Raw genomic sequence first — 24,668 nt, forward strand, 5'->3', positions numbered from 1 at the left:
AAGACTTAATCTCGGATTCAGGCGCCGGCAGACAGCGCGTTCGGGTCGGCAGCTTGAAGGGACACGCTCTCGCCGCATCCACAGGCAGACACTTCGTTCGGGTTCTTGAAGATAAAGCCCGAGCGGAACTTAGTGACCTCGAAATCCATTTCCGTGCCCAGCAGGAACAGGACAGCGGACGGATCCACATAGAGCCGCACGCCCTTGTCCTCGATGACATCGTCACCGGCCTTGGCTTCCTCGGCCAGCTCCATGGTGTATTCCATGCCCGCACAGCCGCCCTTCTTGATGCCCACGCGCAGCCCGAGCACATCCTTGTCGGAGTTCTCGACCAGCTCGCGCACGCGCTCGGCGGCGGCCTCGGTCAGTGTCATCACCTGGAATTTGCGCATAGCGCCCATGTCAGCCTCTTTGTCCCGGAAAGGATGCCGGAGAGCATCGCATTACGAATCCTGCTTCCACCATATAGGCATTGGGGCAGTGGTTCAAAACCCCTGCCCCGAAACCAGACCCTTGAAGATCAATACCAGTTGAGCGCCACCTTGGCCTCGTCGGACATACGCTCCGGCGACCAGGGCGGGTCGAAGACCATCTCCACATTGACCTGGCCAATGCCTGGAACGGCCTCAACGGCATTCTGTACCCAACCCGGCATTTCACCGGCCACCGGGCAGCCCGGAGCGGTCAGGGTCATGTCGATGTTGATCGAGCGGTCATCCTCGATGTCGACCTTGTAGATTAGGCCCAGCTCGTAGATGTCGCAGGGAATTTCCGGATCGTAGACGGTCTTCAGCGCACCGATGATGTCGTTGGTCAGACGGTCCAGTTCCGCAGCCGGAATGCTGGAGGTCGCGGCCACGTCGGTGCGCAGTTCCTCTCCGGCTTCATTGGTGTCGATGGTGGTCATCTCACTCATATCTTCCGTCCTCAGGCGAAGAATGCCTGTGCCTTGATCAGGGCCTCCACCAGCACGTCGACTTCCGCCCGCGTGTTGTAGAGACCGAAACTTGCCCGACATGTAGACGTCACACCGTACTTTGCCAAGAGCGGCTGGGCACAATGCGTTCCGGCCCGCACGGCAACACCGGCCCGGTCGATGATCGTGGAGACATCATGGGCATGGGCTCCCTTGAGCTCGAAGGACACGATCGCCCCCTTGCCCGGCGCCGTTCCGAAGATGCGCAGCGAATTGATTTCCGACAGCCGCTGATGGGCATATGCAGACAGGTCCGCCTCGTGAGCCGCGATCCGCTCGCGCCCGATCGCATCCATGTAGTCAAGAGCTGCGCCAAGGCCGATGGCCTGGACGATCGGCGGCGTACCGGCCTCGAACCGGTGTGGCGGTTCATTGTAGGTCACCCGGTCCTCGGTGACATCCATGATCATCTCACCGCCGCCCATGAACGGGCGCATGGCCTTCAGCTTGTCGGTCTTCGCCCACAACACGCCGATGCCCGACGGGCCGTAGACCTTGTGGCCGGTGAAGACGTAGTAGTCGCAACCCAGGTCCTGCACATCCACCGGCAGGTGAACCGCGCCCTGGCTGCCATCAACCAGAACCGGAATGCCGCGCTCATGCGCGATCCGGCACACGTCCTTGATCGGAACAACAGTGCCGAGAACATTGGACATCTGGGTGATCGCCACGAGCTTCGTGCGGTCCGACAGCGTGTCCGCAAAGGCATCAAGGTCGAAGGAGCCATCCTCGCGCACATAGACCCACTTCAGCTTCGCGCCATTGCGCTCGCGGTGGAAATGCCAGGGCACGATATTGGAGTGGTGCTCCATGATCGACAGGACGATCTCGTCGCCTTCGCTGAAGTAATCCGGACCCAAGCCATAGGACACCAGGTTGATCGCCTCGGTCGAGGACCGGGTGAAGACGATCTCGTCCACGGACGGGGCATTCAGGAACCGGCGGACCTTCTCGCGGGCGGCTTCATAATTGTCGGTCGCAAGGTTCGACAGGAAATGCAGGCCACGATGGACGTTGGAATATTCCATCGAATAGGCCTTGGACACCGCATCGATCACGGCCTGCGGCTTTTGCGAGGAAGCACCATTGTCCAGATAGACCAGCGGCTTGCCATAGACCTCACGCGACAGGATCGGGAAATCCCTGCGGATGGCCTCGACATCATAGGCCTTATCGAGTTCTGCCGTCGCGACCGTCATGCCGCCTGCTCCTTACCAGAAAATCTGACCCCAGAGGGTTTTGCGGAAACCGGGCGTACCCGGTTCTCTCGATCTTGTCTGCAAACGGTTTGCCATGACTGGCCTGCCCATTTCCAGAGCGCGCTCCCTCTCCCCTCTGGGAGAGGGCTGGGGTGAGGGCTCGTTCACGAGGACGGAAGCCGCCCCCTCACCCGGACCTTTGGTCCGACCTCTCCCCGCCGGGGAGAGGTATAGCCCTCAGAAACGCTGCGGATTTGCAATCCGCGTTCCCTACTTCGCCGCCAGCCAGTCGCGGACGCGCTGTTCGAGGATCTCAGTCACGTCCTCTTCAGCGAATTCCTCGATGGCTTCGGACAGGAAGGCCAGAACCAGAAGGGTCTTGGCTTCTTCCAGCGGAATGCCACGGGCACGCAGATAGAACAGCAGGTCCTCGTCGATCTCGCCACAGGTTGCGCCATGGGCACAGATTACGTCGTCAGCGAAGATTTCCAGTTCGGGCTTGTTGGCCATTTCTGCGCCTTCGGACAGGAGCAGAGCCTGGGTCATCATCTCGCCGTCGGTCTTCTGGGCGTGCTGGGCAACATTGATGCGGCCCTGGTAAACGCCACGGGCATCATCATCGAGAACCGTCTTGAAGAACTCGCGGCTGTTGCAATGAGGCACAGCGTGGTCAACGATCAGGGTCTGGTCGGCCAGAGCCTTGCCGCGGGCCAGCGTGACGCCATAGATCTTGGCTTCGGAGTTCTCGCCGGCAAAGGCGACGAACTGCTGGTTGCGGGTAAAGTCCGGTCCGGCGATGAAGCAGAGCGTCTTGAGTTCCGCTTTCGCGCCGATGCGCGACAGGGTGGTCGCCAGAACGGCGCCGGCCCCTTCGCTGATCATCAGACGGGTGGTTGCCAGATGGGCCTTGTCCGCGACGTCATAGTCGAAGACCGCATTGGTTTCCCCTGCCCCGGCCTTGCCCGCAAAGGTCTCAACCAGGCGCAGCTTAGCACCTTCACCCAGCTCCACGCGGCAACGGGTCACCTGGGCACCTTCGCTGACGGCGATCTGCACCAGCTCGACCGGCTTGGAAACCTCTGCGCCCGCCTTCACGCTCAAGACGACGCCGCCCTGAACAAATGCGGTGTTGAGGGCCAGGACGCCATCGGTTCCGGCAGACTTCGGCTGCGCCAGAAGCGCGGCGCCCTTGTCACCAGCAAGCGCCGCATTGAAGTCGGCAAGGCTCACGCCTTCCGCTTCAAGAGCCGCCACATCGCTGAGTTCGGCCACATAGGAGCCGTTGGCAATCACGATCCGGTAGCGGTCGAGTTCGCCGAGCATGTCGGCTGCGCCGAGGGCGGCCTTCGCCTCGTCCACGGAAACGGCAGCCGCCAGAGGCGCTGCAGACTTCAGGAAAGCGCGAAGATCGGAGTACTTGTACTCTTCGACCCGGCGGTGCGGCAGACCCTTGGCCTTGATCTGACCGGCAGCCGACGCGCGCAGAGCTGCGACGGCATCAGACCCGGCGAGACCCGTCCGCGCTGCATCGAACCGGTCGACAAGACCCGTTTCCGCCTGCGTCAGATTGATCGGTGTGGTCACGTTCATGTCTCCAACCCCGCTCAGGCTGCTGCGCCGGTGTAATCGGCGTAGCCGTTCTTTTCCAGCTCCAGAGCCAGTTCCTTGCCGCCGGTCTTGACGATCTTGCCCTTGGAGAGGACGTGAACGACATCCGGGACGATATGGTCGAGCAGGCGCTGATAGTGCGTGATCACGATCATGGAGCGGTCCGGCGAGCGCAGCTTGTTGACGCCTTCCGACACGATGCGCAGGGCGTCGATGTCGAGGCCCGAGTCCGTTTCGTCCAGCACACAGAGCTTCGGCTCAAGCAGGGCCATCTGAAGAATTTCCGCACGCTTCTTCTCACCGCCGGAGAAGCCGACGTTCAGCGGGCGCTTCAGCATGTCCATGGTGACGTTCAGGTCTGCGGATTTTGCCTTCACCAGCTTCATGAAATCCGGAATGGACAGGGCATCTTCGCCGCGCGCCTTGCGCTGTGCGTTGATGGCCGTCTTCAGGAATTCCATCGTGGCAACGCCCGGGATCTCGATCGGATACTGGAAGGCCAGGAACACGCCGGCAGCAGCGCGCTCATCCGGTTCCATCTCCAGAAGGTTTTCCCCGTTGAACAGGATCTCACCCTCGGTGATCTCGTAGTCTTCCTTGCCCGCCAGGATGTAGGACAAGGTGGACTTGCCCGAGCCGTTCGGACCCATGATGGCGTGGATTTCGCCCGGGTTCACGGTCAGATCGATGCCGCGCAGGATTTCAGAGCCGTCTTCGGCGATGCGGGCGTGCAGGTTCTTGATCTCAAGCATTACTTCAACCTTCGTTTTGGTCCGGCCGGGGCGGCTCGCAGTTCACTGTCTAAACCAGCGTCTGCTCATCGCCTTCAAGAGCTTGGGAAACTCTTCCCCACTCACGCCCAGCTCAGCAACTTCTTGAATGGAAATGACGGAATCGATGCCGCATCTCGGACACATAGCCGTGACCTCGCGCTCGCCGATTTCGTTACACCACTCCTCAATTTCCTTGGCCAGGAAGACCGCCTCGCAGTAGAAGCAGCCAACCTGCGTGTCATTCTGATAGCGCTGCCGCTGCCGGGTACTCAGTTTATGAGCTGCAACGACAGCATCAGGGTTCATTAGCCAACCCTCGCACGAACAATTTCCGCTTCGTCATCCTCGGGCCTGTCCCGAGGATCTACCCGCCTGTCCGCACGAAAATGGTGCGTCTTAATTGTAGTCATCCCACATCCTTGTGTTCCGGTGCGGTTGATAGACATTCTCGATTTCACCCATCCGTTCATAGAGGTCGAGCCAGGTCGGGTTCAGCCCCTCGATCAGCTCGATTTTCCAATCACGCCGGTAGCGCTTCAAAGACTTCTCCCTCTGAATCGCCAAGACGATACTCGGGTGACTTTCGAACCAGACAAGGCTTTTGGCCTTGTACTTCGTTGTGAAACCCTTTCGGACTTCCTCCCGATGTTCCCAGATCCGCTTTGGCAGATCGCTTGTCACACCGGTGTAGATCACGCCCCGGGGTTTGTCTGACATCATGTAAACAAACCCCGACATGGCCTATTCCTCTCCGTCCAGCAGATCCTCGGGACAGGCCCGAGGATGACGAAGAGAGGGGTTAAGCATTAGCCGACCGATCCTTCCAGGCTGATCGAGATCAGCTTCTGGGCTTCGACCGCGAATTCCATCGGCAGCTGCTGGATCACGTCCTTGACGAAACCGTTGACGATGAGCGCCACGGCCTCTTCCTCATTCATGCCACGCTGCTGGCAGTAGAACATCTGGTCGTCGGAGATCTTCGAGGTGGTTGCCTCGTGCTCAAACTGGGCCGTCGCGTTCTTGCTCTCGATGTAGGGCACCGTGTGCGCACCGCAGTCCTGACCGATCAGCAGCGAGTCGCACTGGGTGAAGTTGCGGGCGTTGGAGGCCTTCTTGTGGGCAGAGACCAGACCACGATAGGTGTTCTGGGACTTGCCCGCGGAAATGCCCTTGGAAATGATCCGGCTCGACGTGTTCTTGCCGAGGTGAATCATCTTGGTGCCGCTGTCCACCTGCTGATAGCCGTTGGACACGGCGATCGAGTAGAACTCGCCACGGGAATTGTCGCCGCGCAGGATGCAGGACGGATATTTCCAGGTCACCGCAGACCCGGTTTCCACCTGGGTCCAGGAGATCTTGGAGTTCTTGCCCCGGCAATCCCCGCGCTTGGTGACGAAATTGTAGATGCCGCCCTTGCCGTCCTTGTCGCCCGGGAACCAGTTCTGGACCGTCGAGTACTTGATTTCGGCATCATCGAGCGCGATCAGCTCGACGACAGCTGCATGCAGCTGGTTCTCGTCGCGCTGAGGCGCGGTGCAGCCTTCCAGATAGGACACGTAAGAGCCCTTGTCGGCGATGATCAGCGTGCGCTCGAACTGGCCGGTGTTCTGCTCATTGATACGGAAATAGGTCGACAGCTCCATCGGGCAGCGGACGCCTTCCGGGATGTAGACGAAGGAGCCGTCGGAGAAGACCGCCGAGTTCAGCGTCGCATAATAGTTGTCGGTGACCGGCACCACGGAGCCGAGGTACTTCTTGACCAGGTCCGGATATTCGCGCAGCGCTTCGGAGATGGAACAGAAGATGACGCCAGCCTTCTTCAGCTCTTCCTTGAAGGTGGTGACGACGGAAACACTGTCGAACACGGCGTCGACGGCAACCCGGTTCTTCGGCTCCACGCCGGCCAGAATTTCCTGCTCGCGCAGCGGAATGCCCAGCTTCTCATAGGTCGCCAGCAGCTCCGGATCGACTTCGTCGAGGCTCTTGGGGCCTTCAACGGACTTGGGCGCTGCCCAGTAGTAGAGCGCATCCAGGTCGATCTTCGGATAGGAAACGCGGGCCCAGGTCGGCTCTTCCATGGTCTGGAAGCGGCGCAGCGCATCAAGGCGCCATTCGGTCATCCATTCCGGCTCGTTTTTCTTGGCCGAAAGAAAGCGGACCGTTTCCTCGGAAAGGCCCTTGGCGCTGACTTCGGACTCGATCTCGGTGACAAAGCCATATTTGTACTGATCGACATCGATCTCCTTGACCCTGTCGATCGTCTCCTGCACAGCCGGCATGTCGTTTACTCCGTCTCATCGGGACCTGCGCCCCGGCTTTCAAAATCTGGCCCGCAAGGCGCGCTTCCCGTTCCGGATACGCGCAGCTGAGGCCGTTGGATGTCGCGCCTGACCTGAGCCGGCGCTGGATTTCGTCTTTTGCCCGTTCAGGCAGCCCGGCTCCTGGCCTTGGGGTTTAGCCGGTCGACAATCGACGGCCAGACTTCCAGGAAACGGGCAACATCTGCTTGTGTGCTGTTCCACCCGAGGCTGACACGCAGGGCGCAACGGGCGGCCGCCTCGTCCACGCCCATGGCGCTGAGCACATGGGAAACCGAGACCTTGCCCGATGAACAGGCAGATCCCGACGACAGCGATATCCTCTCCAGATCGAACGCGATCAGCGCGGTTTCAGCGGCAACACCTTCGACTGCGAAGCAGGTGGTGTTGGCGAGCCGGGGCGCATCCGCGCCAAAGATCGTTACATCGGGACATATAGCCCTGAGACCCGCTTCAAGCGAGTCCTGAAGCGCCTTCATTGCGGCATTATCTTCGCCCTCGCCCCGCGCCTCTTCCGCTGCGGCGCCAAATCCTGCGATCCCGGCGACATTTTCCGTGCCGGCCCGGCGCCAGTTTTCCTGGCCGCCGCCCGTCAGAAGGGCCGAGGGCACGCGCGCGGTGGACCGGACAACAACCGCACCCATGCCCTGCGGGCCGCCAAACTTGTGCGCGGACAAGGTGACCACATCCGCCTGCCAGGCCTCCAGATCGATGGGCATGCGCCCAGCAGCCTGAACCGCGTCCACATGGAAGAAGCCACCGGCAGCCTTGACCAGACGGCCGATCTCTTCCAGCGGCTGGATCACGCCGGTCTCGTTATTCGCCGCCATGACGGAGACGAGCGCAGGCTCATTCTCAGAAAGACGCTGTTCCAGCTCCTCCAGCAGGACGATGCCATCCCGTCCGACCGGCAGAACCTCCTGAGACATGGCCGGAAAACGCCCCCCCGCCACAACGGATGGGTGCTCGACGGCACTGCGCAGAAGACGATCCAGATAGAAGGGCGCCCCCTGATCCTGCCACTGCGGCGTCAGGGCCGTCATGTTGGCTTCGGTGCCACCCGACACAAAGGTAACCGCCCTTGTGCGCGCACCGCAAAGCCCCGCAACGGCCTCGCGAGCCGCTTCGATCCGGGCGCGGGCCCTGCGGCCATCGCTGTGGACGGACGAAGCATTGCCCACATCGCTCATGACCTCGATCATGCGATCTTTCACAACAGGCCGCATTGGCGCGCCCGCATTGTGATCTAGATAAACATGTGGCCGCTTCGCGTTCATGACTGCCGTCTGCTTGCGTGTTTTGGACGATGATTCGATCCCGGCACGGTTTTATCGCTTGCCGCGCACGGAAAACTTGAAATTTTCCGGACGGATGGCGTAAAGGTGCCCAAATGCGAAACGACGCGCTGGCCCTGATGGGTTAGCAGCCGCTCCGGCGGCACCTCTCGAGGAGCCGCGCCGAGTTTCGAATAATTCTAAACAAGGGTTTTAGAAACTCGGAACCTGTGAGTCAAGTTTAGACTTAGGGCTTTCACGTAGACAGAACCCGATCCGCCCGATGGGCATTTCTGCCCCTTGAAAACGGGCCAAGACTGAGGACATTGCGCTTCATGCCTGAGGTGATCTTTAACGGTCCCGCCGGCCGGCTGGAAGGCCGGTTCCATCCCGCAAAGAAGCGGAACGCTCCGATTGCTCTCGTGCTTCATCCGCATCCGCAATTCGGCGGCACGATGAACAACCAGGTCGTCTACCAGCTGTACTACATGTACGCACAGCGCGGCTTCGCCGTGCTGCGTTTCAACTTCCGCGGCGTCGGCCGCTCGCAAGGCGCGTTTGACCACGGCCAGGGCGAGCTTTCCGATGCAGCGGCAGCGCTGGACTGGGCACAGACCGTTCATCCGGATGCCCGTTCCTGCTGGATCGCCGGCTTCTCCTTCGGCGCCTGGATCGGCATGCAGCTCTTGATGCGCCGTCCGGAAGTGGAAGGCTTCATCTCCGTTGCCCCGCCCGCGAACCTGTTCGACTTCTCGTTCCTGGCCCCCTGCCCGTCTTCCGGCCTGATCATCCATGGCGACAACGACAAGGTCGTGCCGCTCAAGGATTCCCAGACCCTGGTCGACAAGCTGAAGACCCAGAAGGGCATCGTCATCGATCACCAGATCATGCCGGGCGCGAACCACTTCTTCGAGAATGACGTGGACGACCTGATGGACCGCTGCGGCAGCTATCTGGACCGCCGCCTGGGCATCACCCCTCAGGATTACCTGCCGGTTTCCAGCAGCTAAGCGTCGCCTCCAAAGCTTTCAAAAACCCGCCCTTACCGGCGGGTTTTTTATTGCCCTGACCTCCGCTTACCCCGAGCCATTTTAGAAAATTTGACGTCCGCCATTGCGAAACATGATTTCACGTAATAAATAAAGTTACATGAAAATCGACAGCCGCCTTTCCTCCGTTCTCCACGCCCTTCTGCACATGGCAGAGCGGGGCTCACCGCTCACGTCAGATGAGCTTGCCTGCTGCATGCGCACCAATCCGGTGGTCGTCAGGCGCACCATGGGCTTCTTGCGCAAGGCAGGCATTGTCTCTTCGTCCAAGGGGCATGCGGGCGGCTGGAGCATCACCGCAGACCTCACACAGGTCACATTGCGCCAATTGCATGAAGTTCTGGGAGAACCGGCGGTCTTTGCCATCGGCAACCGCCACGAACGCCCAGAATGCCTTGTCGAGCAATCCGTGAACGCTGCCCTTGATGGCGCCTTCCAGGAAGCCGAAGCCCTGCTTCTGGACCGGTTTTCACAGATCACCCTTGCCCAGCTGGCGGAAGATTTCGCCTGCCGGTTCGACCAAACCAGACCCAAGAAAGACTGACAGATGCAATATGACGTGATCGTCGTAGGCGGCAGCTATTCCGGAATGGCTGCGGCTCTCCAACTCCTGCGCGCGCGGCGCAAGGTGCTCATCCTCGATGCGGGCGTGAGACGAAACCGCTTCGCTAGCCATTCTCACGGCTTTCTGACCCAGGACGGGATCAATCCCGCCGTGATTGCGCAGACCGCCAGAGCCCAATTGCTTGCCTACCCGACCCTGACCTTCAAGGAGACGCAGGCCATCTCCGCATCAGGCACCCTCGACGCCTTTGAAGTGACCGACAAAGAGGGATCCGTTCACAAGGGAAGACGTGTCCTGTTTGCAACTGGTGTCGCGGACCAGTTGCCCGAGATCGAAGGGCTGCCCGAGCTCTGGGGACAGCATGTCTTCCATTGCCCCTACTGCCACGGCTACGAGCTGGATCAAGGCAGGATCGCGGTGATCGCGACCGGTCCGAACTCCCTCCACCAGGGATTGATGCTGCCGGAATGGGGCCCGACCACCTTTTTCACCAATCGGGCCATCGACCTTGATGACCAGATGCGACGGGATCTGGCGGCCAGGAACGTAACCATCGAGGAGGCCCCGATCCTTCAGCTCTCCGGTGGTCTCGAGATCCAACTGGACGATGGTCGCACCTTGTCCTTCGCCGGCGGGTTCACGGCCCCCAGATGCGCGCCGTCCAGCAGGATTGCGGAGACACTTGGTTGCGAAACCGAGGTCACGCCCTTTGGCGAGCAGATCCGGACAAGTGCCGGCAAGGAAACGACCATAGCAGGTGCCTTTGCCTGCGGGGATGCGGCAAAGGTCCCGCATTCTGTCTCTCTCGCCGTCGCAGACGGCGCCTGGGCGGGCGCCAACATCCACCGCACGCTCATTTTCTGAGCCTGCCACACAAACGAAAAAGGCCCGCAAATGCGGGCCTTTGGAAACTTTTGTTGAGAAGGCGTCTTACTCGCCCGGGGTCCAGGCCTTGTAGTCGCCAGTCACCTGCGGGCGGCTTTCCGGGGTCAGGATGGAGCCATCCGGACGGTAGGCCTTCGCAGTGCCGGTGTGGTTCGGCTCATGCGGCTTCTGCCAGGACTTCGCGTGGTAGCTCTCATCAACCGGCGGCGTGTCTACGCGGTGATGCATCCAGCCATGCCAGCCCGGAGGAATGGACGACGCATCGGCCGGACCGTTGTAGGTCACCCAGCGCTTCTTGCCGCCACGCTCACGGTAATACTTGTTGCCGAACTCGTCTTCGCCAACGAACTCGCCCTTGCGCCACGTGAAGAAGCGGGTTCCCATGGTCTGGCCGTTCCACCAGGTAAAGAATTCGATCAGGAAGTTCTTCATCGCCCTGCCGGGTCCTCTTCGCGCAAGTCAGTCAGTCACTGGCTCAGCCACCGAGCTTCAGGCAAGGTCTGGCGAGCCGAATTTTGCCGGACTATGCCGCCTCACTTTACGCCTGTCCAGTGCCGCAATGCCGCAAGTCCCCGTTAAAGACGGCATTTTCCTCGGATCGAGCGCGTTTTGGACGCTGCACTGACCTCGTTAGCCCCGTGAGGCATTGGGCGGACGGCGCCCGGGCTCCCTGTGGGTGCTGGCATAGGCTGACGCAGGCAGTTTTTCCTTGGCAGCCTTTGCCGCCGCCTTCTTTGCCCCTTTTGCGCCCAGCTTGGACAGGACTTTCTTGATCGGACGTGCCTGTGCCGCAACCTTTGCCGCTTCCGCCTGTAGCTGCCTGGCCTCAGCCCCGATCGCCGGATTTTCCGGGATCATGACTTCTTCGGTTTCAACAGCTGTGCGCTCAAATTCCTTGTCGACTATATCTTGTACTGCTGCCAGGCGCTGAATGGCCTGCTGGTGATAGGTCCGGGCATTTTCCAGGGTCTGGATCTTTTCCGCCGCCGCGTCCAGAAGCTGATCGACCCCCAGGATGTTGTAGAAGCCCGTGCTTTCCAGAACCAGCGACCGGTCATCGGTCAAGAGCCAGCGCAAGCGGCTATACAAGGTCGAGGGGGCAACGGGTTTGACCAGAAGATGATGTGCGCCTGCCCTCAAAGCCCGGTCGACCAGTGCACGTGTGCCATGAGCGGTCAGGAACAGGATCGGCACAAAACAAAGCGGATCCATGTGTTTATGACGAACGAGACGCAACAGCTGGTAGCCGGAGGCAGGTTCCATGCGCCAGTCTGTCAGGATCACATTCGGCGGTTCGGCCAGCATTGACTGCAGAGCCTCATCGACCGAATCAAAAGCCCGCACCCGGGCCACCTTGAAGCTCAGCAGGATCGACCGGATGATCGTCTGCATGGGCTTGCTGTCCTCGACAACCACCACATCGAGATCTTCCATCTCAAGCCCGTAGGCTGCATGGTTCTTCATTCTGGCAAAGCCCCTGCTGATCCCCGTTTATCCCGGAAACCACAATGCACAGGGGGCTTTAAATGCCGCTGAAACCGGTCACGGCAATTTTCTTAAAACTTTCATAGAATCTGCCCAGTCTTGATTTACTGGGCCTTTTGGCGGCTTGCGGGCCTTCAAAGGCCTGAACATGGGGACAAAGATGCAGAATCGGCTTGCCCGGTTCCCCTCCCCGCTATCCACAGCGACACACAAGATTTAGCGAATGCCCACAATTTACACACCAGAGCTTGTCGGCTTCGGCTTGACGTTAAAAGTCCGTTTACACTAGATTTCCAATCGTTGCGGTGTGCGTAAGCGGGGCCTGTGTTCTCGGGCTCCCACCCCCCAGTTCAAGCGTAATCAGCGTGTCCCTCCCGGCTCGGCAAGCCAGCCTTCCGGGTGGACGCTGTTCGTGTGTCCGGGTCTCAGAGACCCCCGTGACAAATCTGTTGAAAGACACTACATTTAGTGTTCATTCACCACTCGAAATACAAGATAACGTTGTTCGAGCGGCTCGGCCCCAAGCTGAGCCAATCCACGACAAGCCGGATCTACCACCAGCGCGACGGCAGATGAGCGTCCGGCACCGACACTTTCGACTTGAGGCATGAGGATGCCGCCGGCGGCGAGCGGGCATCCGACCGGGACTTAAAAGGGGACGAGGAATGCGGATTGAGCGGCGCTACACCAAAGAGGGACAATCCCCTTACGCCGAGGTCGAATTCCGGACCGCTACGAGCGAGATCCGCAACCCGGATGGTTCCATCGTGTTCCGTCTGGCGGACATCCAGGTTCCGGCCCAGTTTTCCCAGGTTGCAGCAGACATCCTGGCACAGAAGTACTTCCGCAAGGCTGGCGTTCCCGCCAAGCTGAAGCCGGTTGAGGAAAACACTGTTCCGTCCTGGCTGTGGCGCCACGAAGCTGACGAGAAGGCACTCAAGAAGCTGCCGGAAGATCAGCGCTATGGTTCCGAAATCGATGGCCGCCAGGTCTTCGACCGTCTCGCCGGCACCTGGACCTACTGGGGCTGGAAGGGCGGCTATTTCGATGGCGAAGCCGATGCCCAGGCTTTCTATGACGAACTGCGTTTCATGCTGGCGACCCAGAAGGTGGCGCCGAACAGCCCGCAGTGGTTCAACACCGGCCTGCACTGGGCCTATGGCATCGACGGTCCGAGCCAGGGCCACTATTACGTCGATTTCCAGACCGGCGAACTGGTGAAGTCCGCCACCGCCTATGAACACCCGCAGCCGCATGCCTGTTTCATCCAGTCCGTCGAGGACGATCTGGTGAATGAAGGCGGCATCATGGACCTGTGGGTGCGTGAAGCCCGTCTGTTCAAATATGGCTCCGGCACCGGCTCCAACTTCTCCCGCGTTCGCGGCGAAGGCGAGAAGCTGTCCGGCGGCGGCAAGTCTTCCGGCCTGATGAGCTTCCTCAAGATCGGTGACCGGGCAGCCGGCGCGATCAAGTCCGGCGGCACCACCCGCCGTGCGGCCAAGATGGTCGTGGTCGATGTCGACCATCCGGACATTGAATCCTACATCAGCTGGAAGGTGAAGGAAGAGCAAAAGGTTGCCGCGCTCGTCACCGGTTCCAAGATCTGCCAGAAGCACCTCAGCCTGATCATGAAGGCCTGCGTCAACTGCGAAGCCGACAATGGCGAATGCTTTGACCCGGCCAAGAACCCGGCCCTGAAGCGCGAAATCCGCGCGGCCAAGAAGATGATGGTGCCGGAAAACTACATCCAGCGCGTCATCCAGTTCGCCCGTCAGGGTTTCACCAAGATCGAATTCCCGGTCTACAACACCGACTGGGATTCCGAAGCCTACCTGACGGTTGCCGGCCAGAACTCCAACAACTCCGTGCGCGTCACCGACGGCTTCCTGAGCGCCGTTGTCGAAGACGGCACCTGGGACCTGACCGCCCGTCGCGGCGGCAAGGTGGTCAAGACCGTCAAGGCCAAGGAACTTTGGGAACAGATCGGCTATGCCGCCTGGGCGTCCGCTGATCCGGGCATCCAGTACCATACCACCATCAACGACTGGCACACCTGCCCTGCGTCCGGTGAGATCCGTGCATCCAACCCTTGCTCGGAATACATGTTCCTGGACGACACCGCCTGTAACCTGGCGTCCATGAACCTGATGCAGTTCCGCCGCGAGGATAAGTCCTTCGACGTGGAAGCCTATGAACACGCGACCCGCCTGTGGACCATCGTTCTGGAAATCTCCGTCCTGATGGCGCAGTTCCCGTCCAAGGAAATTGCAGAACTCTCCTACAAGTTCCGCACCCTGGGCCTGGGCTATGCCAATATCGGCGGCCTGCTGATGACCTCCGGCATTTCCTATGACAGCGCGGAAGGCCGTGCGCTCTGCGGCGCCCTCACCGCCATCATGACCGGTGTGTCCTATGCCACTTCCGCCGAAATGGCCGGTGAGCTGGGCGCGTTCCCGGGCTACAAGGAAAACGCGGAACACATGCTGCGGGTCATCCGCAACCACCGCCGCGCCGCCCATGGCGAAGAAACCGGCTATGAGGCCCTGAGCACGGCTCCGGTTGCCCTCGACCATGTGTCCTGCCCGGACCAGAGCCTGATCGAGCACGCAAGACGCGCCTGGGACAAGGCCCTGGAACTTGGCGAGAAGAACGGCTTCCGCAACGCCCAGTCCACCGTGATTGCCCCGACCGGCACCATCGGTCTGGTCATGGACTGCGACACCACCGGCATCGAGCCGGACTTCGCCCTGGTGAAGTTCAAGAAGCTGGCCGGCGGCGGCTACTTCAAGATTATCAACCGTGCGGTTCCCGAAGCGCTCGGCAAGCTCGGCTACACCCCGAGCCAGATCGCAGAGATCGAAGCCTATGCTGTCGGCCACGGCTCCCTGGATCAGGCACCGGGCATCAACCCGTCCAGCCTGAAGACCAAGGGCTTCTCCGACGAAAGCCTGGAAAAGCTGAAGGGCGCCCTGAAGTCTGCATTCGACATCAAGTTCGTCTTCAACCGCTGGACCCTCGGCGATGAGCAGATGAAGGCCCTTGGCGTCGCTGACGAGCAGATGGAAGCCATGGACTTCGAACTGCTGCCGTTCCTCGGCTTCACCAAGGCCGACATCGAAGCCGCCAACACCCATGTCTGTGGCGCAATGACCCTGGAAGGCGCCCCCTTCCTGAAGGAAGAACACTATCCGGTCTTCGACTGTGCCAACCCGTGCGGCAAGATCGGCAAGCGCTTCCTCTCCGTGGAAAGCCACATCCGCATGATGGCTGCGGCCCAGCCGTTCATCTCCGGCGCGATCTCCAAGACGATCAACATGCCGAACGATGCGACGGTCGAGGACTGCAAGGACGCCTACATGCTGTCCTGGAAGCTGGCGCTGAAGGCCAACGCCCTTTACCGCGATGGCTCCAAGCTCAGCCAGCCGCTCAACGCCCAGCTCTTGGCCGATGAGGACGAGGACGAAGACGATGCAGTGGAACTGCTGACGGCCAAGCCGCAGGCAGCCCGTGCGGAAGTCATTGCAGAACGCATCGTCGAGCGGATCGTCGAACGCGTGGTGCGCGAGCAGGAGAAGCTGCCGACCCGCCGCAAGGGCTATACCCAGAAGGCCAAGATCGGCGGACACACCGTGTTCCTGCGGACCGGCGAATATGATGACGGCCGTCTCGGCGAGATCTTCATCGACATGAACAAGGAAGGCTCTGCCCTCCGCGCGTTCATCAACAACTTCGCCATCTCCGTCTCCCTCGGCCTCCAGTATGGCGTGCCGCTGGAAGAATATGTCGACGCCTTCATCTTCACCAAGTTCGAGCCGGCAGGCATGGTGCAGGGCAACGACGCGATCAAGAACGCCACGTCGATCCTCGACTACGTGTTCCGCGAACTGGCCGTGTCCTACCTCGGCCGCAACGATCTCGCCCATGTCTCGCCGGACGTCTTCGGCCAGTCCGGCAAGAGCGCTGCGGAAGCGGAAAGCAAGGCCAAGGGCATCGTCTCTCACGGCCTGATCCGCGGCCAGACCGAGCGCTTCCGCCTCGTGTCCGGAACCGAGCCGGCCGGCAGCCTGACCCAGGCGATCGCCGCCGAACTGACCACCACGGTCGTCGGCCAGACGTCTGCAGTGGCAACGGCCTTTGCCCGCGGTGCGGAAACGGCAGCCAAAGTGGAAATCTCCACCGCCCCTGCCCCGAAGTCGACCGCTGCCCAGCAGATCGCCCAGGCCCGCATGAAGGGCTATGAAGGCGAAAGCTGCCCGGAATGCGCCAACTTCACCATGGTACGCAACGGCACCTGCCTGAAGTGCGACACCTGCGGCAGCACCAGCGGCTGCAGCTAAGGACTGACGGAACTGTTGTCTGTCCCGAGTCGCATAGGATGGCCAATTTAGGCCAATAAGCGGCTCAAACGGCCCTAAAACAAAGAACCCGCCCATCGGAGACGATCGGGCGGGTTTTCTCTTTCCACGATTAATGACGTAGGCTCATTACTTTCGATGAAACTTCTCCGCGCATCGAACGAATGGTAAAACTTGGCCGAAAGTGGCTGGATAGGTTTCGGCCGTGCACTTTCTGAAACCGCAGAATGAGGGCGCGAAAGCCCAGAATCTCTTATTGAACCCGAGAAGAAACTACATGCTCATGATTTAATTCCAGGAGGATAAAATGCCAAAACGCACGGAGGTCGATGACGACATTTCAAACAAAGTCCACGGTGCGACCCTGGAATTGATGCTTGGAATTGGATCTTATTTCGCGCAAGGCGATAAGAAGATCAACGAGATCATATTTGTACCGATGGCGATCACGGCCCGCATCGCCAGGCTTCATGAAGCGATAGCAACACTACTCAAAGATGGCTACATTTCCGAGGCTGCCATCCTTTCACTCACAGTATTCGAGCTCCGTATAGACCTCCTCGACGTCGCGAGCGATATCAAACGTGCTACGGCATGGATCGAGCATGACAACCCCAAACGGAAACTTGAGGGAATGAAACCGAGTCTTGTTCGCCTGTTCTCAGCAGCTCGAGCAAATCGCATGTACGAGATTTTCCGTACCCTTTCGGGCATCAAACACGGCAACCCACTTTTTTCGGATCTGGCATTTCCGGTCACCAAACGCCAAAATAGAATGACGGTTACGACTGGCCCTATTGAAAACGCTTCCACAAAAGCATTCTCTCGTGCGGTGTTCGCATACTCGACATATCAGTTGATTTGGTCCGCGCAAGTTCTAAACAAATTGGTCGCCCAATACACCGTAATTGACCGTCACACCCGCCAAAATGTGCACGATCTTTATATGTCATTACGCAAGGTCGAGACAGAGTTCTACACACATTGCCGGCGAAAGGTCGCCTCGAAAGAGACGTTCTTCAATTTAAAGAAAAGAGATCGATCGAAGAGCAACGCTCCGAAAGACACCGATCCCACCATCGTCTCGTGACTCAATTTCAGACAGACGCACGTTCCTAACTTGCGCCCACGGCCATTGGGTAGAGCCATAGTTCGTTTCCCCGATCAGTCCTTATGCCCCTCCCCGAACGGACAAATCCACTCACGAGAGATAGCGCCGGCAGAAAGTGGTGGCATCATCAAATCAGATAGGAGAGACGAAGATGATTGAGCCTGTAAAGCCAAGAGATGAACTGTTTCCATTCAACATCGTCAATGTCGACGGGCGCGAAAAGGCGGTTCCGAAAGAAAATTGGGATGACTATAAGGAAGTCGCACTTAAACTTCGGTCAATTGAGTACTTACTTCAATACGATCGTAATCATGGTTCAATCGGATTAATGAATATGATTAAATATTTTGGAAGAAAAGCAATGAAAATAGGCAACGAAGAGCAAAAGGTTCGTTTTCGAGAACTCAAAGAGATCCGAATTGTTTGGCTTAAAAACCACCTAAAAACCCGGACGTGACGGGGAATATTCTTCGATTTCATCCTCAATTTCTGGTACAGAAACACTGAAGGCTGCTTCAAGAGCGTCTTCGTAATATTTTCTATTTCCCAGACATTTATTCTTCCTGGAATAAAAATACCATCGACCTTTAAAATAACCTACTGCACAACCGTTTGGCAATTTCTCCACATGAAGAAGCTCTTCGTAAGCAGGAGCTAAATCGGGAGAGTGCTCATCGAAGTTATTTTCGAAAGCGACTTCCTTGTTGTCGGAAACAATCCTGCGCCGTCGTGTCTTCCCACTTTTATCAGAAAGAGGCTTTAAGCTAGTTACGCTTGCAGCCCCCCTACCTTCCTCACCTTCGTCAGAGTCAATGTTTTCAGGTTCATTATCTCTTGACTGACGGCTCATATCTCACATTCCTGAAATGATTTTTTTCAGAACTAAAGCAAAACACGTTAACAAATGTATTCAAGAAAATTTAGAAATGAACAGAAAACAGACTGGAGCGATTGAGGGCCATTTTCTGTTTCCAAAGCTTGGCCAAAATCTTGAAATCTCGAACTGATTGACATTCTTGAGTTTACTATAAGAAAAATCGTCCCACACTTGCACCTGGAGTACGCATGCCGACATATTTGGATGCCAACGCAACAACCCAAATCTCTTCGTCAGCAAGAGACGCCATGGTGAATGCGCTGAACGTCGGTCCCCTCAATCCATCGAGCGCACATTCTTCCGGAGAGCAGGCGCGAAAGTTGCTCACGGCCGCCCGTGACGACGCGGCAAAACTGTTTGGAGATATCTTTCCTGAGGACGTGATTTTCACCTCAGGAGGAACGGAAGGAAACTGGATAGCTATCCAGACCTTCCTCAGACTCGGTGACACCCAGCTCATTTCCTCACAGATAGAACACCCCTCCGTCGCGAATCCTATTTCTACGACGAGGAACAACGTTCTCATTGGGGTTGATGCTCGTGGGCACGTTAAACTCAAGGAACTCTCGGAGGCTTTGACGTCGTCCGCGCTTCCAACGATGGTAAGTGTCCAGTGGGTGAATAGCGAAACCGGTGTAATTCAACCCATCACAGAAATTGTCCAACTGGTTCGAGACATTCGTCCGGAGGCATTCATCCATGTTGATGCAGCGCAAGCCGTTGGTCGCGTTCCTCTCGATTTCGAAGGAATCGACTTCGCAACTTGTTCTGCCCACAAATTGCATGGACCACACGGAATTGGGCTCCTCTACGTTTCCGACCACGCAGTCGAAAGATTGCCGGGCTACATGAACGGTGCCGGTCAAGAACGGGGCATCCGACCTGGAACTGAAAACGTGCCGGCCGCAATCGGTATGGCCGCAGCCTTCACGGAGAGAGCGGAAAATTTCGATCAGCATAATGCTTATATGCAAACTCTGAGGGATGCCTTTGAAACTGCGCTGAAGAGCCGCCTGCCAAACATCCGAATCAATGGAGAAAATTCTCCGCGCGTAGGCAACACTTCAAACGTATGCTTTCCCGGACATGACGCAATGGCTTTGATTGCGGCTCTGGACGCAAACGACATCCTTTGCTCATTTGGATCAGCGTGTTCAAGCGGCAAACCGGAACCATCAAAAACACTACTTGCAATGGGCCTTTCTGAAACCGATGCCTATTGTAGCGTGCGGTTTTCTGTGTCGATAATGAACACTGAATCAGAGATAGAAGAAGCCGCTCAAGTAATTTCCAGGGTTGTAAGAGATTTTAATGACAACAACGGTCGAGGGATCCAAAGAACGATTTGAGTTCGGAAAACATGCCACGTTTCACCTTCGGGAGGGCTGGCTTTCCAAAGGTATGCGCGACGCCGACAAGACGGCCGGTTTCGTCGCGGATCTGGATACGGCGGACCGCCTCGGTCTCGGAAGCCGGATGGTGAAGTCCCTTGCTTTCTGGCTTGAGGCAACAGGCGTAACTCGTGCCGTCGAAGTGGGGAAGTCAAAGAAGAAGGTTATGTTGCCTTCCGCTTTCGGGCGCGCCTTGATCGAACTCGACCCGTATCTGGAGTTCTCCGCGAGCCTGTGGATGGCCCATGTCAATTTGGCAAACAGGACCGGAACTGTCTGGAACTGGTTCTTCAACGACTTTTCCATGAGGTCTTTCGACAGGGAGGCCTGCTCAGGAGCCTTTGTTCGTCATATCCGCGAGCGAGCGAAGAATCCCGCCACTCTCAACACCACTCAAAGGGAGATCAACTGTCTTCTCGCTCTTTACGCCAGACCCGCCGCCGCAGAAGCGGCAGACCCCGAGGACGCCACCGTTTCTCCATTTAGATCGCTCGGTGTTCTGATGCGAAATTTTGAAACTGGCACTTACGAAAGAACCAGACCGTTGGACAAGATCCCGGTTGAGGCCTTCCTAGCGGCCGTTTCCGCAATGTGCGGAGAAGGTGGTGTCGGCACTATTCGCTTGTCAGAGCTGGTCGGAGGGCGCAACGCCCCCGGAAGGCTGATGAACCTTGACGGCGATGCTGTCAATGAGCTCGTTGAAAGGGCGGTGAGCGATTATGCGGAGGACGGCGTCGAAATAGCCCTCTTGGGATCGGACAGAGTAATAACCACCCCGGTTCTGCCGCCCGAGCGATGGCTCAAGAAATACTTCCAGAAGGCCGCATCCTCAGCATGACCCGCAAGATGTTTCGTTCAATCAACATCGCGGATGATGTTTGGCACAGCGAGCGTGTATCTCATTACATTCCCACCTCGAGATCGGCTCCAGTGGTTTCGGCAGTGATCCGACCTGGGGCGACGATGGTTGTCTCGTCGTACGGGAGCGGAAAATCCCTCGCTGCATCCGTGGGGGCCATCTGCGTCCGCAATGCGCCCGACGACGGCCCTTTCCTGAAAGACATGGCCGTTCGAATGGCCGGTATCTCGAATGACGGCGCAGAACTGATCGGATCCCGGGCGAAATCCGGGGCGCGGGGCGCCATGGTCCTGCTCAGCGGATATGTCCGGGATCTCCCGGCTGAAATCTGCGCGTCGCTCGGTCTGGGCAACCTCAAAACCATGCAGAAGACCCTCAACGCCGTCTCGAAGCTCGAAGGCGTCGATCATGTCGCGATCGTCTGGGATGAATTCGGCAGGCATCTCGAAGGCTTGGTCATGGACGGCAGGTCGAGAGATCTCGACAACGTGCAAAGACTTGCCGAATGGTCCGTTCGAACGGATGCCCCGACGGCCAGCCTGACTTTGCTTCTGCACCAGAACCTCCTCGCCTATGCCGAAAGCCTCAACCAGACGGCCCGCAGCGAATGGAGGAAAATCGAGGGCCGTTTCGAACAGATCCGGTTCGTCGAGGACAGTCGGGAACTGTACGGACTGCTCGCCGAGTCAATTGCCGGACGCACGGATGCGCTCCCGGACAAACGCATGATCGGATCGATCGCCGAAGGAGCCGTCGAGTCCGGATGGTTCGACGGAATGACGTCCGCAGATGCGACCGAGACCATGCTGTCCCGGGCCTGGCCTCTCTCCGCAGGCGCGCTTCAGGTCCTGCCGCGTCTAGTTTCTCGTGTCGGTCAGAACGAGCGGTCGTTGTTCTCTTTCATCGAAGGCGTCTCTCTTGAGGACCCGATCGGGCTGAACGAGGTCTATCTCGCGTTTTCGGAAGCAATTCGGTCCGATGTCGGGGTCGGCGGCCTGCACCGGAAATGGGTCGAAGCGGAAAGCGCCAGGGGCAAGTGCGCAACCGATCTCGAACTCGAGATCGTGTCCGCGACGTTTCTCTTGCAGATCGGACTTTCCGGAGAGCGCCGCCATCTGACGCGCGCTGCCCTCGAACTCGCCGTCAGATCGAAAGGATATTCGAGAAAGGACGTTCACGCCGCAGTCTCCGACCTGATCTCGAGGAAGCTCATCCTGCATCGGAAGCTGAATGACGACGTGTCCGTTTGGCATGGTGCGGATATCGATGTCGCCTCCCGCGTCAGCGATGAGCGCATGAAAATCATGACCGGGTTCGATCTTCCGGGATTCCTCTCCGAGCAGCATCCCGCGCCGTTCGTCAAGCCGATCAGACACAATCTCGAAAAGGGAACGTCCCGCTATCTTTCCGGGTTCTACGTGATGCCTGAAAATCTCGCGGACTTCCTCGAATTCGGAGCCCCCGAAGCTCCTTGGGGAGCCGTCGCCTATGTCATGTGCGGTTCCGCTGACGATGTCAGGGTCGCACGGGAGGCAGCGGAATCGGACACCCGCGAAGACACGGTCATCGTCATTCCCCACGATCCCGTGCAAGTCCTGGAAGCCTCCCTCGAGATCGCTTCCCTCCTGTCTCTGAAATCCGACAACGCGTTCCTCTCGGAAGATCCGCTCGTCGGCACTGAAATCGACGAACTTCTCGGCGTCGCCCGCAGGCATCTCGAATTGGCAATGCACCGTCTCACGAGCCAGCGTCCCTCCGCCGCGACCTGGTACAGCGGAGGAAGGGTTCTCAACGTGAATTGGGACAGGCCCGCGTCCGCGTCCGCCTCCGACATGATGGACCGCCTTTTCCCGCTCACACCGAAGATCGTGAACGATCAGATGGTCCGGCAGCGGATCAGCCGACAGATGACGACCAACCGCATCCGTCTGATCACGAAGATCATGGAACATGCCGACAAATCGGCCCTGGGCTATGCGTCCGACGACGGTTCGGCCGAAGCGTCGATATACCGGACGTTGTTGCAACATACCGGCGTTCATGTTTCGGATCCTGACGGGACGGGCCGTTTCGCCGAAACCGGCGAACTCCAATGCCCGGGGCTTGCCGAGGCGTGGATGAAAATCAGGGATTTCTTCGTCGAACCGGGAAGAAAGAGCCTCACGGATATTTCCGACGCGCTGGCCGCCGCGCCCATAGGCATGGCCGAGGGTGTTATCCCCGTATATGTCATGGCGGGCTACAAGGCCTTCGGATCCTGCGTCAGCATCTACAGTGACGGCGACTACGTTCCGGATATACTCGGGTTCGAATCCGTGAGGATGTTCGAGACCCCGGACAAGCACACGTTCGTCATCCATGACAAAAAAGAGGAAACCCTCTCCTACCTTGCCGAAATATCGTTCGCCTTCGCGCAGAAACGTCCCGGCAAGTATCAAGAGCACGTCAGGTTCGCCGACGATTGCCTGAAGGAGTGGATGACCACGGTGGCGGACGGCGCCCGCCGGTCCCGACGCCTCACGGACGACGCGCGAGGACTTCTCAGGCTCATTCAGGAAGCCTCCGATCCTGCCGATCTGTTCCTCGTGAAGATCCCGGAGACGTTCGGGAAAAGGACAAAAAAAGGGCTCCCGGGCATCGTCTCGAAGATCGAAACGTGCAGAACCGTGATCGACGGACTTATCGACGGCTATCTCCGTGACGCCGTGGAAATCATCCAGGCGACGCTATCCGTCGGCAATGCAGAGGATACGATGGAAGGCATCCGCCGATGGGTGTCCTGCATGGACGTCGATATGATGATTCGCCGGCCGGACCTGCGTCAGACGGATAAGGCGATCCTGAGGACCGCCAACGAGAGTTTGCAGGGAAATCGGCACACTCCGGAGACCCTAGCCCGCGTATTTACATCAGTCCTCTTGCAACGAGGGATTGAAAGATGGCAGGACAATACAGCAGAACAGCTCCGCAAGGAGCTTCGCGAGTGTCGGTTACGGATTGAGGCGGCGGCGTTGGACGGCAGTACGCCATCCAGGAAAATGGAACCCATCATCCGCTCGCAAATCGAGCACCTTCAGCAAATGCTCGAGACGATCAAGTCCGAAGAGGAAGGAGCCAGAGCGAAATGACGATCAGACCTGTTCATGTCGATGACGCGTCAATGGATAAGAACGCACGGCACATCGTTCCTCTTTCCGGCGGAAAGGACAGCACAGCCCTAGCGATCTACCTGAGCCAATGTAATCCGGACGTCGACTACGAGTACGTTTTCTCGGACACTGGAGCTGAACTTCCAGAAACATACGATTACTTTGAGCGCCTTCAGAACGTTCTGGGGAAGAAGGTGACCAGGATCACGGCCCTCGACCTTCTCGGCGTTTCGGAGAAACACGGACGGTCGCCCTTCGACGTGGTCCTCTACGAACACTTCTCCGGGTTCCTTCCGAGTCCCCGCTCCCGGTGGTGCACCCGGATGCTGAAGATCCATCCGTACGAGAAATACATCGGATCCGACCGGGCCTACTCCTACATCGGCATCCGCGCGGACGAGAACCGCTCCGGCTACACGGGAAACGGAAAACCCGTACTGCTGTCCGAAGAGCCGAACATCATCCCCGTCTACCCGTTCAAGGACGACGGGATGACCGTTTCCGACATCATGCACCTCCTGGAAGACAGCGGTCTGGGATCCCCCGAGTATTATGAATGGCGGTCGAGGTCGGGCTGTTATTTTTGTTTTTATCAACAGATCGCCGAATGGCAGGGACTGAAAGAACGGCATCCCGACTTGTATGAGAAGGCCAAGGAGTACGAGTCCGGCAAGAACGGTCGTAAATTCACCTGGGTCGACGGCCGTTCCCTCGACCAGATCGAGCAAATGCCCAAACGCACGATGAAGCCGAAATCCGACGAGGACGGCTGCGCGATCTGCCACCTCTGAGGC

The 24,668-nt window shown here is 58.5% G+C and carries 22 protein-coding genes; 10 read left to right on the forward strand and 12 right to left on the reverse strand.

The features are described 5' to 3' along the window. Positions 1-17 precede the first annotated feature (17 nt). The 9 genes from sufA to BUA94_RS15310 form a co-directional block, all read right to left on the reverse strand. Positions 18-401 carry a Fe-S cluster assembly scaffold SufA gene (gene sufA, locus BUA94_RS15270; RefSeq protein WP_084082051.1) on the reverse strand — a complete coding sequence of 128 codons (384 nt, stop codon included), beginning with the start codon at positions 399-401 and terminating at the stop codon, positions 18-20. 119 nt (positions 402-520) lie between these two features. After that, positions 521-916 (reverse strand): SUF system Fe-S cluster assembly protein, encoded by a 396-nt coding sequence (locus tag BUA94_RS15275; RefSeq protein WP_073014178.1) that lies wholly within the window; start codon positions 914-916, stop codon positions 521-523. A gap of 11 nt (positions 917-927) precedes the next feature. After that, a complete protein-coding gene (locus BUA94_RS15280) occupies positions 928-2,175 on the reverse strand; it encodes a cysteine desulfurase (RefSeq protein ID WP_073014179.1) in 1,248 nt (415 codons plus the stop codon). Between the two features lie 270 nt (positions 2,176-2,445). Further along, on the reverse strand, positions 2,446-3,765 hold the full coding sequence (sufD, locus tag BUA94_RS15285) for a Fe-S cluster assembly protein SufD (protein ID WP_073014180.1): 1,320 nt from the start codon (positions 3,763-3,765) through the stop codon (positions 2,446-2,448). 14 nt (positions 3,766-3,779) lie between these two features. Further along, the gene (gene sufC / locus BUA94_RS15290; RefSeq protein WP_073014181.1) at positions 3,780-4,535 is read right to left on the reverse strand and encodes a Fe-S cluster assembly ATPase SufC; all 756 of its coding nucleotides are present in this window, start codon (positions 4,533-4,535) and stop codon (positions 3,780-3,782) included. 42 nt (positions 4,536-4,577) lie between these two features. Continuing rightward, positions 4,578-4,862, reverse strand: a complete 285-nt coding sequence (locus tag BUA94_RS15295) for a hypothetical protein (protein WP_073014182.1) — start codon at positions 4,860-4,862, stop codon at positions 4,578-4,580. A 90-nt stretch (positions 4,863-4,952) separates the two neighbouring features. Further along, positions 4,953-5,294 (reverse strand): GIY-YIG nuclease family protein, encoded by a 342-nt coding sequence (locus BUA94_RS15300; protein ID WP_073014183.1) that lies wholly within the window; start codon positions 5,292-5,294, stop codon positions 4,953-4,955. A 68-nt stretch (positions 5,295-5,362) separates the two neighbouring features. Then, positions 5,363-6,835 carry a Fe-S cluster assembly protein SufB gene (sufB, locus tag BUA94_RS15305; RefSeq protein WP_073014184.1) on the reverse strand — a complete coding sequence of 491 codons (1,473 nt, stop codon included), beginning with the start codon at positions 6,833-6,835 and terminating at the stop codon, positions 5,363-5,365. A gap of 146 nt (positions 6,836-6,981) precedes the next feature. Then, positions 6,982-8,076, reverse strand: a complete 1,095-nt coding sequence (locus BUA94_RS15310) for a cysteine desulfurase family protein (RefSeq protein ID WP_235860613.1) — start codon at positions 8,074-8,076, stop codon at positions 6,982-6,984. Between the two features lie 407 nt (positions 8,077-8,483). On the opposite strand from BUA94_RS15310, the gene BUA94_RS15315 reads away from it, so the two are divergent. The 3 genes from BUA94_RS15315 to BUA94_RS15325 all read left to right on the forward strand — a co-directional run bounded on the left by BUA94_RS15315 (position 8,484) and on the right by BUA94_RS15325 (position 10,626). Continuing rightward, positions 8,484-9,158 carry an alpha/beta hydrolase gene (locus tag BUA94_RS15315; protein ID WP_073014186.1) on the forward strand — a complete coding sequence of 225 codons (675 nt, stop codon included), beginning with the start codon at positions 8,484-8,486 and terminating at the stop codon, positions 9,156-9,158. Positions 9,159-9,297: 139 nt separating this feature from the next. Then, a complete protein-coding gene (locus tag BUA94_RS15320; protein ID WP_073014187.1) occupies positions 9,298-9,741 on the forward strand; it encodes an RrF2 family transcriptional regulator in 444 nt (147 codons plus the stop codon). 3 nt (positions 9,742-9,744) lie between these two features. After that, the gene (locus BUA94_RS15325) at positions 9,745-10,626 is read left to right on the forward strand and encodes an NAD(P)/FAD-dependent oxidoreductase (RefSeq protein WP_073014188.1); all 882 of its coding nucleotides are present in this window, start codon (positions 9,745-9,747) and stop codon (positions 10,624-10,626) included. Between the two features lie 66 nt (positions 10,627-10,692). Here BUA94_RS15325 and BUA94_RS15330 read toward each other — a convergent pair whose 3' ends face one another. Both BUA94_RS15330 and BUA94_RS15335 read right to left on the reverse strand, forming a co-directional pair. Continuing rightward, positions 10,693-11,079: an NADH:ubiquinone oxidoreductase subunit NDUFA12 gene (locus tag BUA94_RS15330; RefSeq protein ID WP_073014189.1), complete on the reverse strand. Its 387-nt coding sequence runs from the start codon at positions 11,077-11,079 to the stop codon at positions 10,693-10,695. 198 nt (positions 11,080-11,277) lie between these two features. Further along, the gene (locus tag BUA94_RS15335) at positions 11,278-12,111 is read right to left on the reverse strand and encodes a response regulator (protein ID WP_073014190.1); all 834 of its coding nucleotides are present in this window, start codon (positions 12,109-12,111) and stop codon (positions 11,278-11,280) included. A 686-nt stretch (positions 12,112-12,797) separates the two neighbouring features. Between BUA94_RS15335 and BUA94_RS15340 the strand changes: the two genes are divergently transcribed. The 3 genes from BUA94_RS15340 (at position 12,798) to BUA94_RS15350 (ending at position 18,055) form a co-directional block, all read left to right on the forward strand. Beyond that, positions 12,798-16,469, forward strand: a complete 3,672-nt coding sequence (locus BUA94_RS15340) for a vitamin B12-dependent ribonucleotide reductase (protein ID WP_073014191.1) — start codon at positions 12,798-12,800, stop codon at positions 16,467-16,469. Positions 16,470-16,794: 325 nt separating this feature from the next. Continuing rightward, positions 16,795-17,577 carry a hypothetical protein gene (locus BUA94_RS15345; protein WP_073014192.1) on the forward strand — a complete coding sequence of 261 codons (783 nt, stop codon included), beginning with the start codon at positions 16,795-16,797 and terminating at the stop codon, positions 17,575-17,577. 172 nt (positions 17,578-17,749) lie between these two features. Then, the gene (locus BUA94_RS15350) at positions 17,750-18,055 is read left to right on the forward strand and encodes a hypothetical protein (RefSeq protein WP_139251153.1); all 306 of its coding nucleotides are present in this window, start codon (positions 17,750-17,752) and stop codon (positions 18,053-18,055) included. Here the strand turns inward: BUA94_RS15350 and BUA94_RS23350 are convergent. Further along, complete coding sequence (locus tag BUA94_RS23350; protein WP_139251154.1) at positions 18,038-18,448, reverse strand: hypothetical protein; 411 nt, start codon at positions 18,446-18,448, stop codon at positions 18,038-18,040. The two genes, BUA94_RS15350 and BUA94_RS23350, sit on opposite strands and share 18 nt — an antisense overlap. 215 nt (positions 18,449-18,663) lie before the next feature. On the opposite strand from BUA94_RS23350, the gene BUA94_RS15355 reads away from it, so the two are divergent. The 4 genes from BUA94_RS15355 to BUA94_RS15370 are packed head-to-tail and all read left to right on the forward strand — an operon-like array spanning position 18,664 to position 24,665. After that, positions 18,664-19,824, forward strand: coding sequence for a cysteine desulfurase family protein (locus tag BUA94_RS15355; RefSeq protein ID WP_073014194.1), 1,161 nt, complete (start codon positions 18,664-18,666; stop codon positions 19,822-19,824). Continuing rightward, positions 19,787-20,704 (forward strand): DUF4007 family protein, encoded by a 918-nt coding sequence (locus BUA94_RS15360; RefSeq protein ID WP_073014195.1) that lies wholly within the window; start codon positions 19,787-19,789, stop codon positions 20,702-20,704. The genes BUA94_RS15355 and BUA94_RS15360 overlap by 38 nt, the downstream gene beginning before the upstream one ends. Then, complete coding sequence (locus BUA94_RS15365) at positions 20,701-23,853, forward strand: hypothetical protein (RefSeq protein WP_073014196.1); 3,153 nt, start codon at positions 20,701-20,703, stop codon at positions 23,851-23,853. Before BUA94_RS15360 ends, BUA94_RS15365 begins: the two co-directional genes overlap by 4 nt. Then, the gene (locus tag BUA94_RS15370) at positions 23,850-24,665 is read left to right on the forward strand and encodes a phosphoadenosine phosphosulfate reductase domain-containing protein (RefSeq protein WP_073014197.1); all 816 of its coding nucleotides are present in this window, start codon (positions 23,850-23,852) and stop codon (positions 24,663-24,665) included. Before BUA94_RS15365 ends, BUA94_RS15370 begins: the two co-directional genes overlap by 4 nt. Positions 24,666-24,668: the final 3 nt, after the last annotated feature.

The organism is Roseibium suaedae, from assembly GCF_900142725.1.
GTDB classification, from domain to species: Bacteria; Pseudomonadota; Alphaproteobacteria; order Rhizobiales; family Stappiaceae; genus Roseibium; species Roseibium suaedae.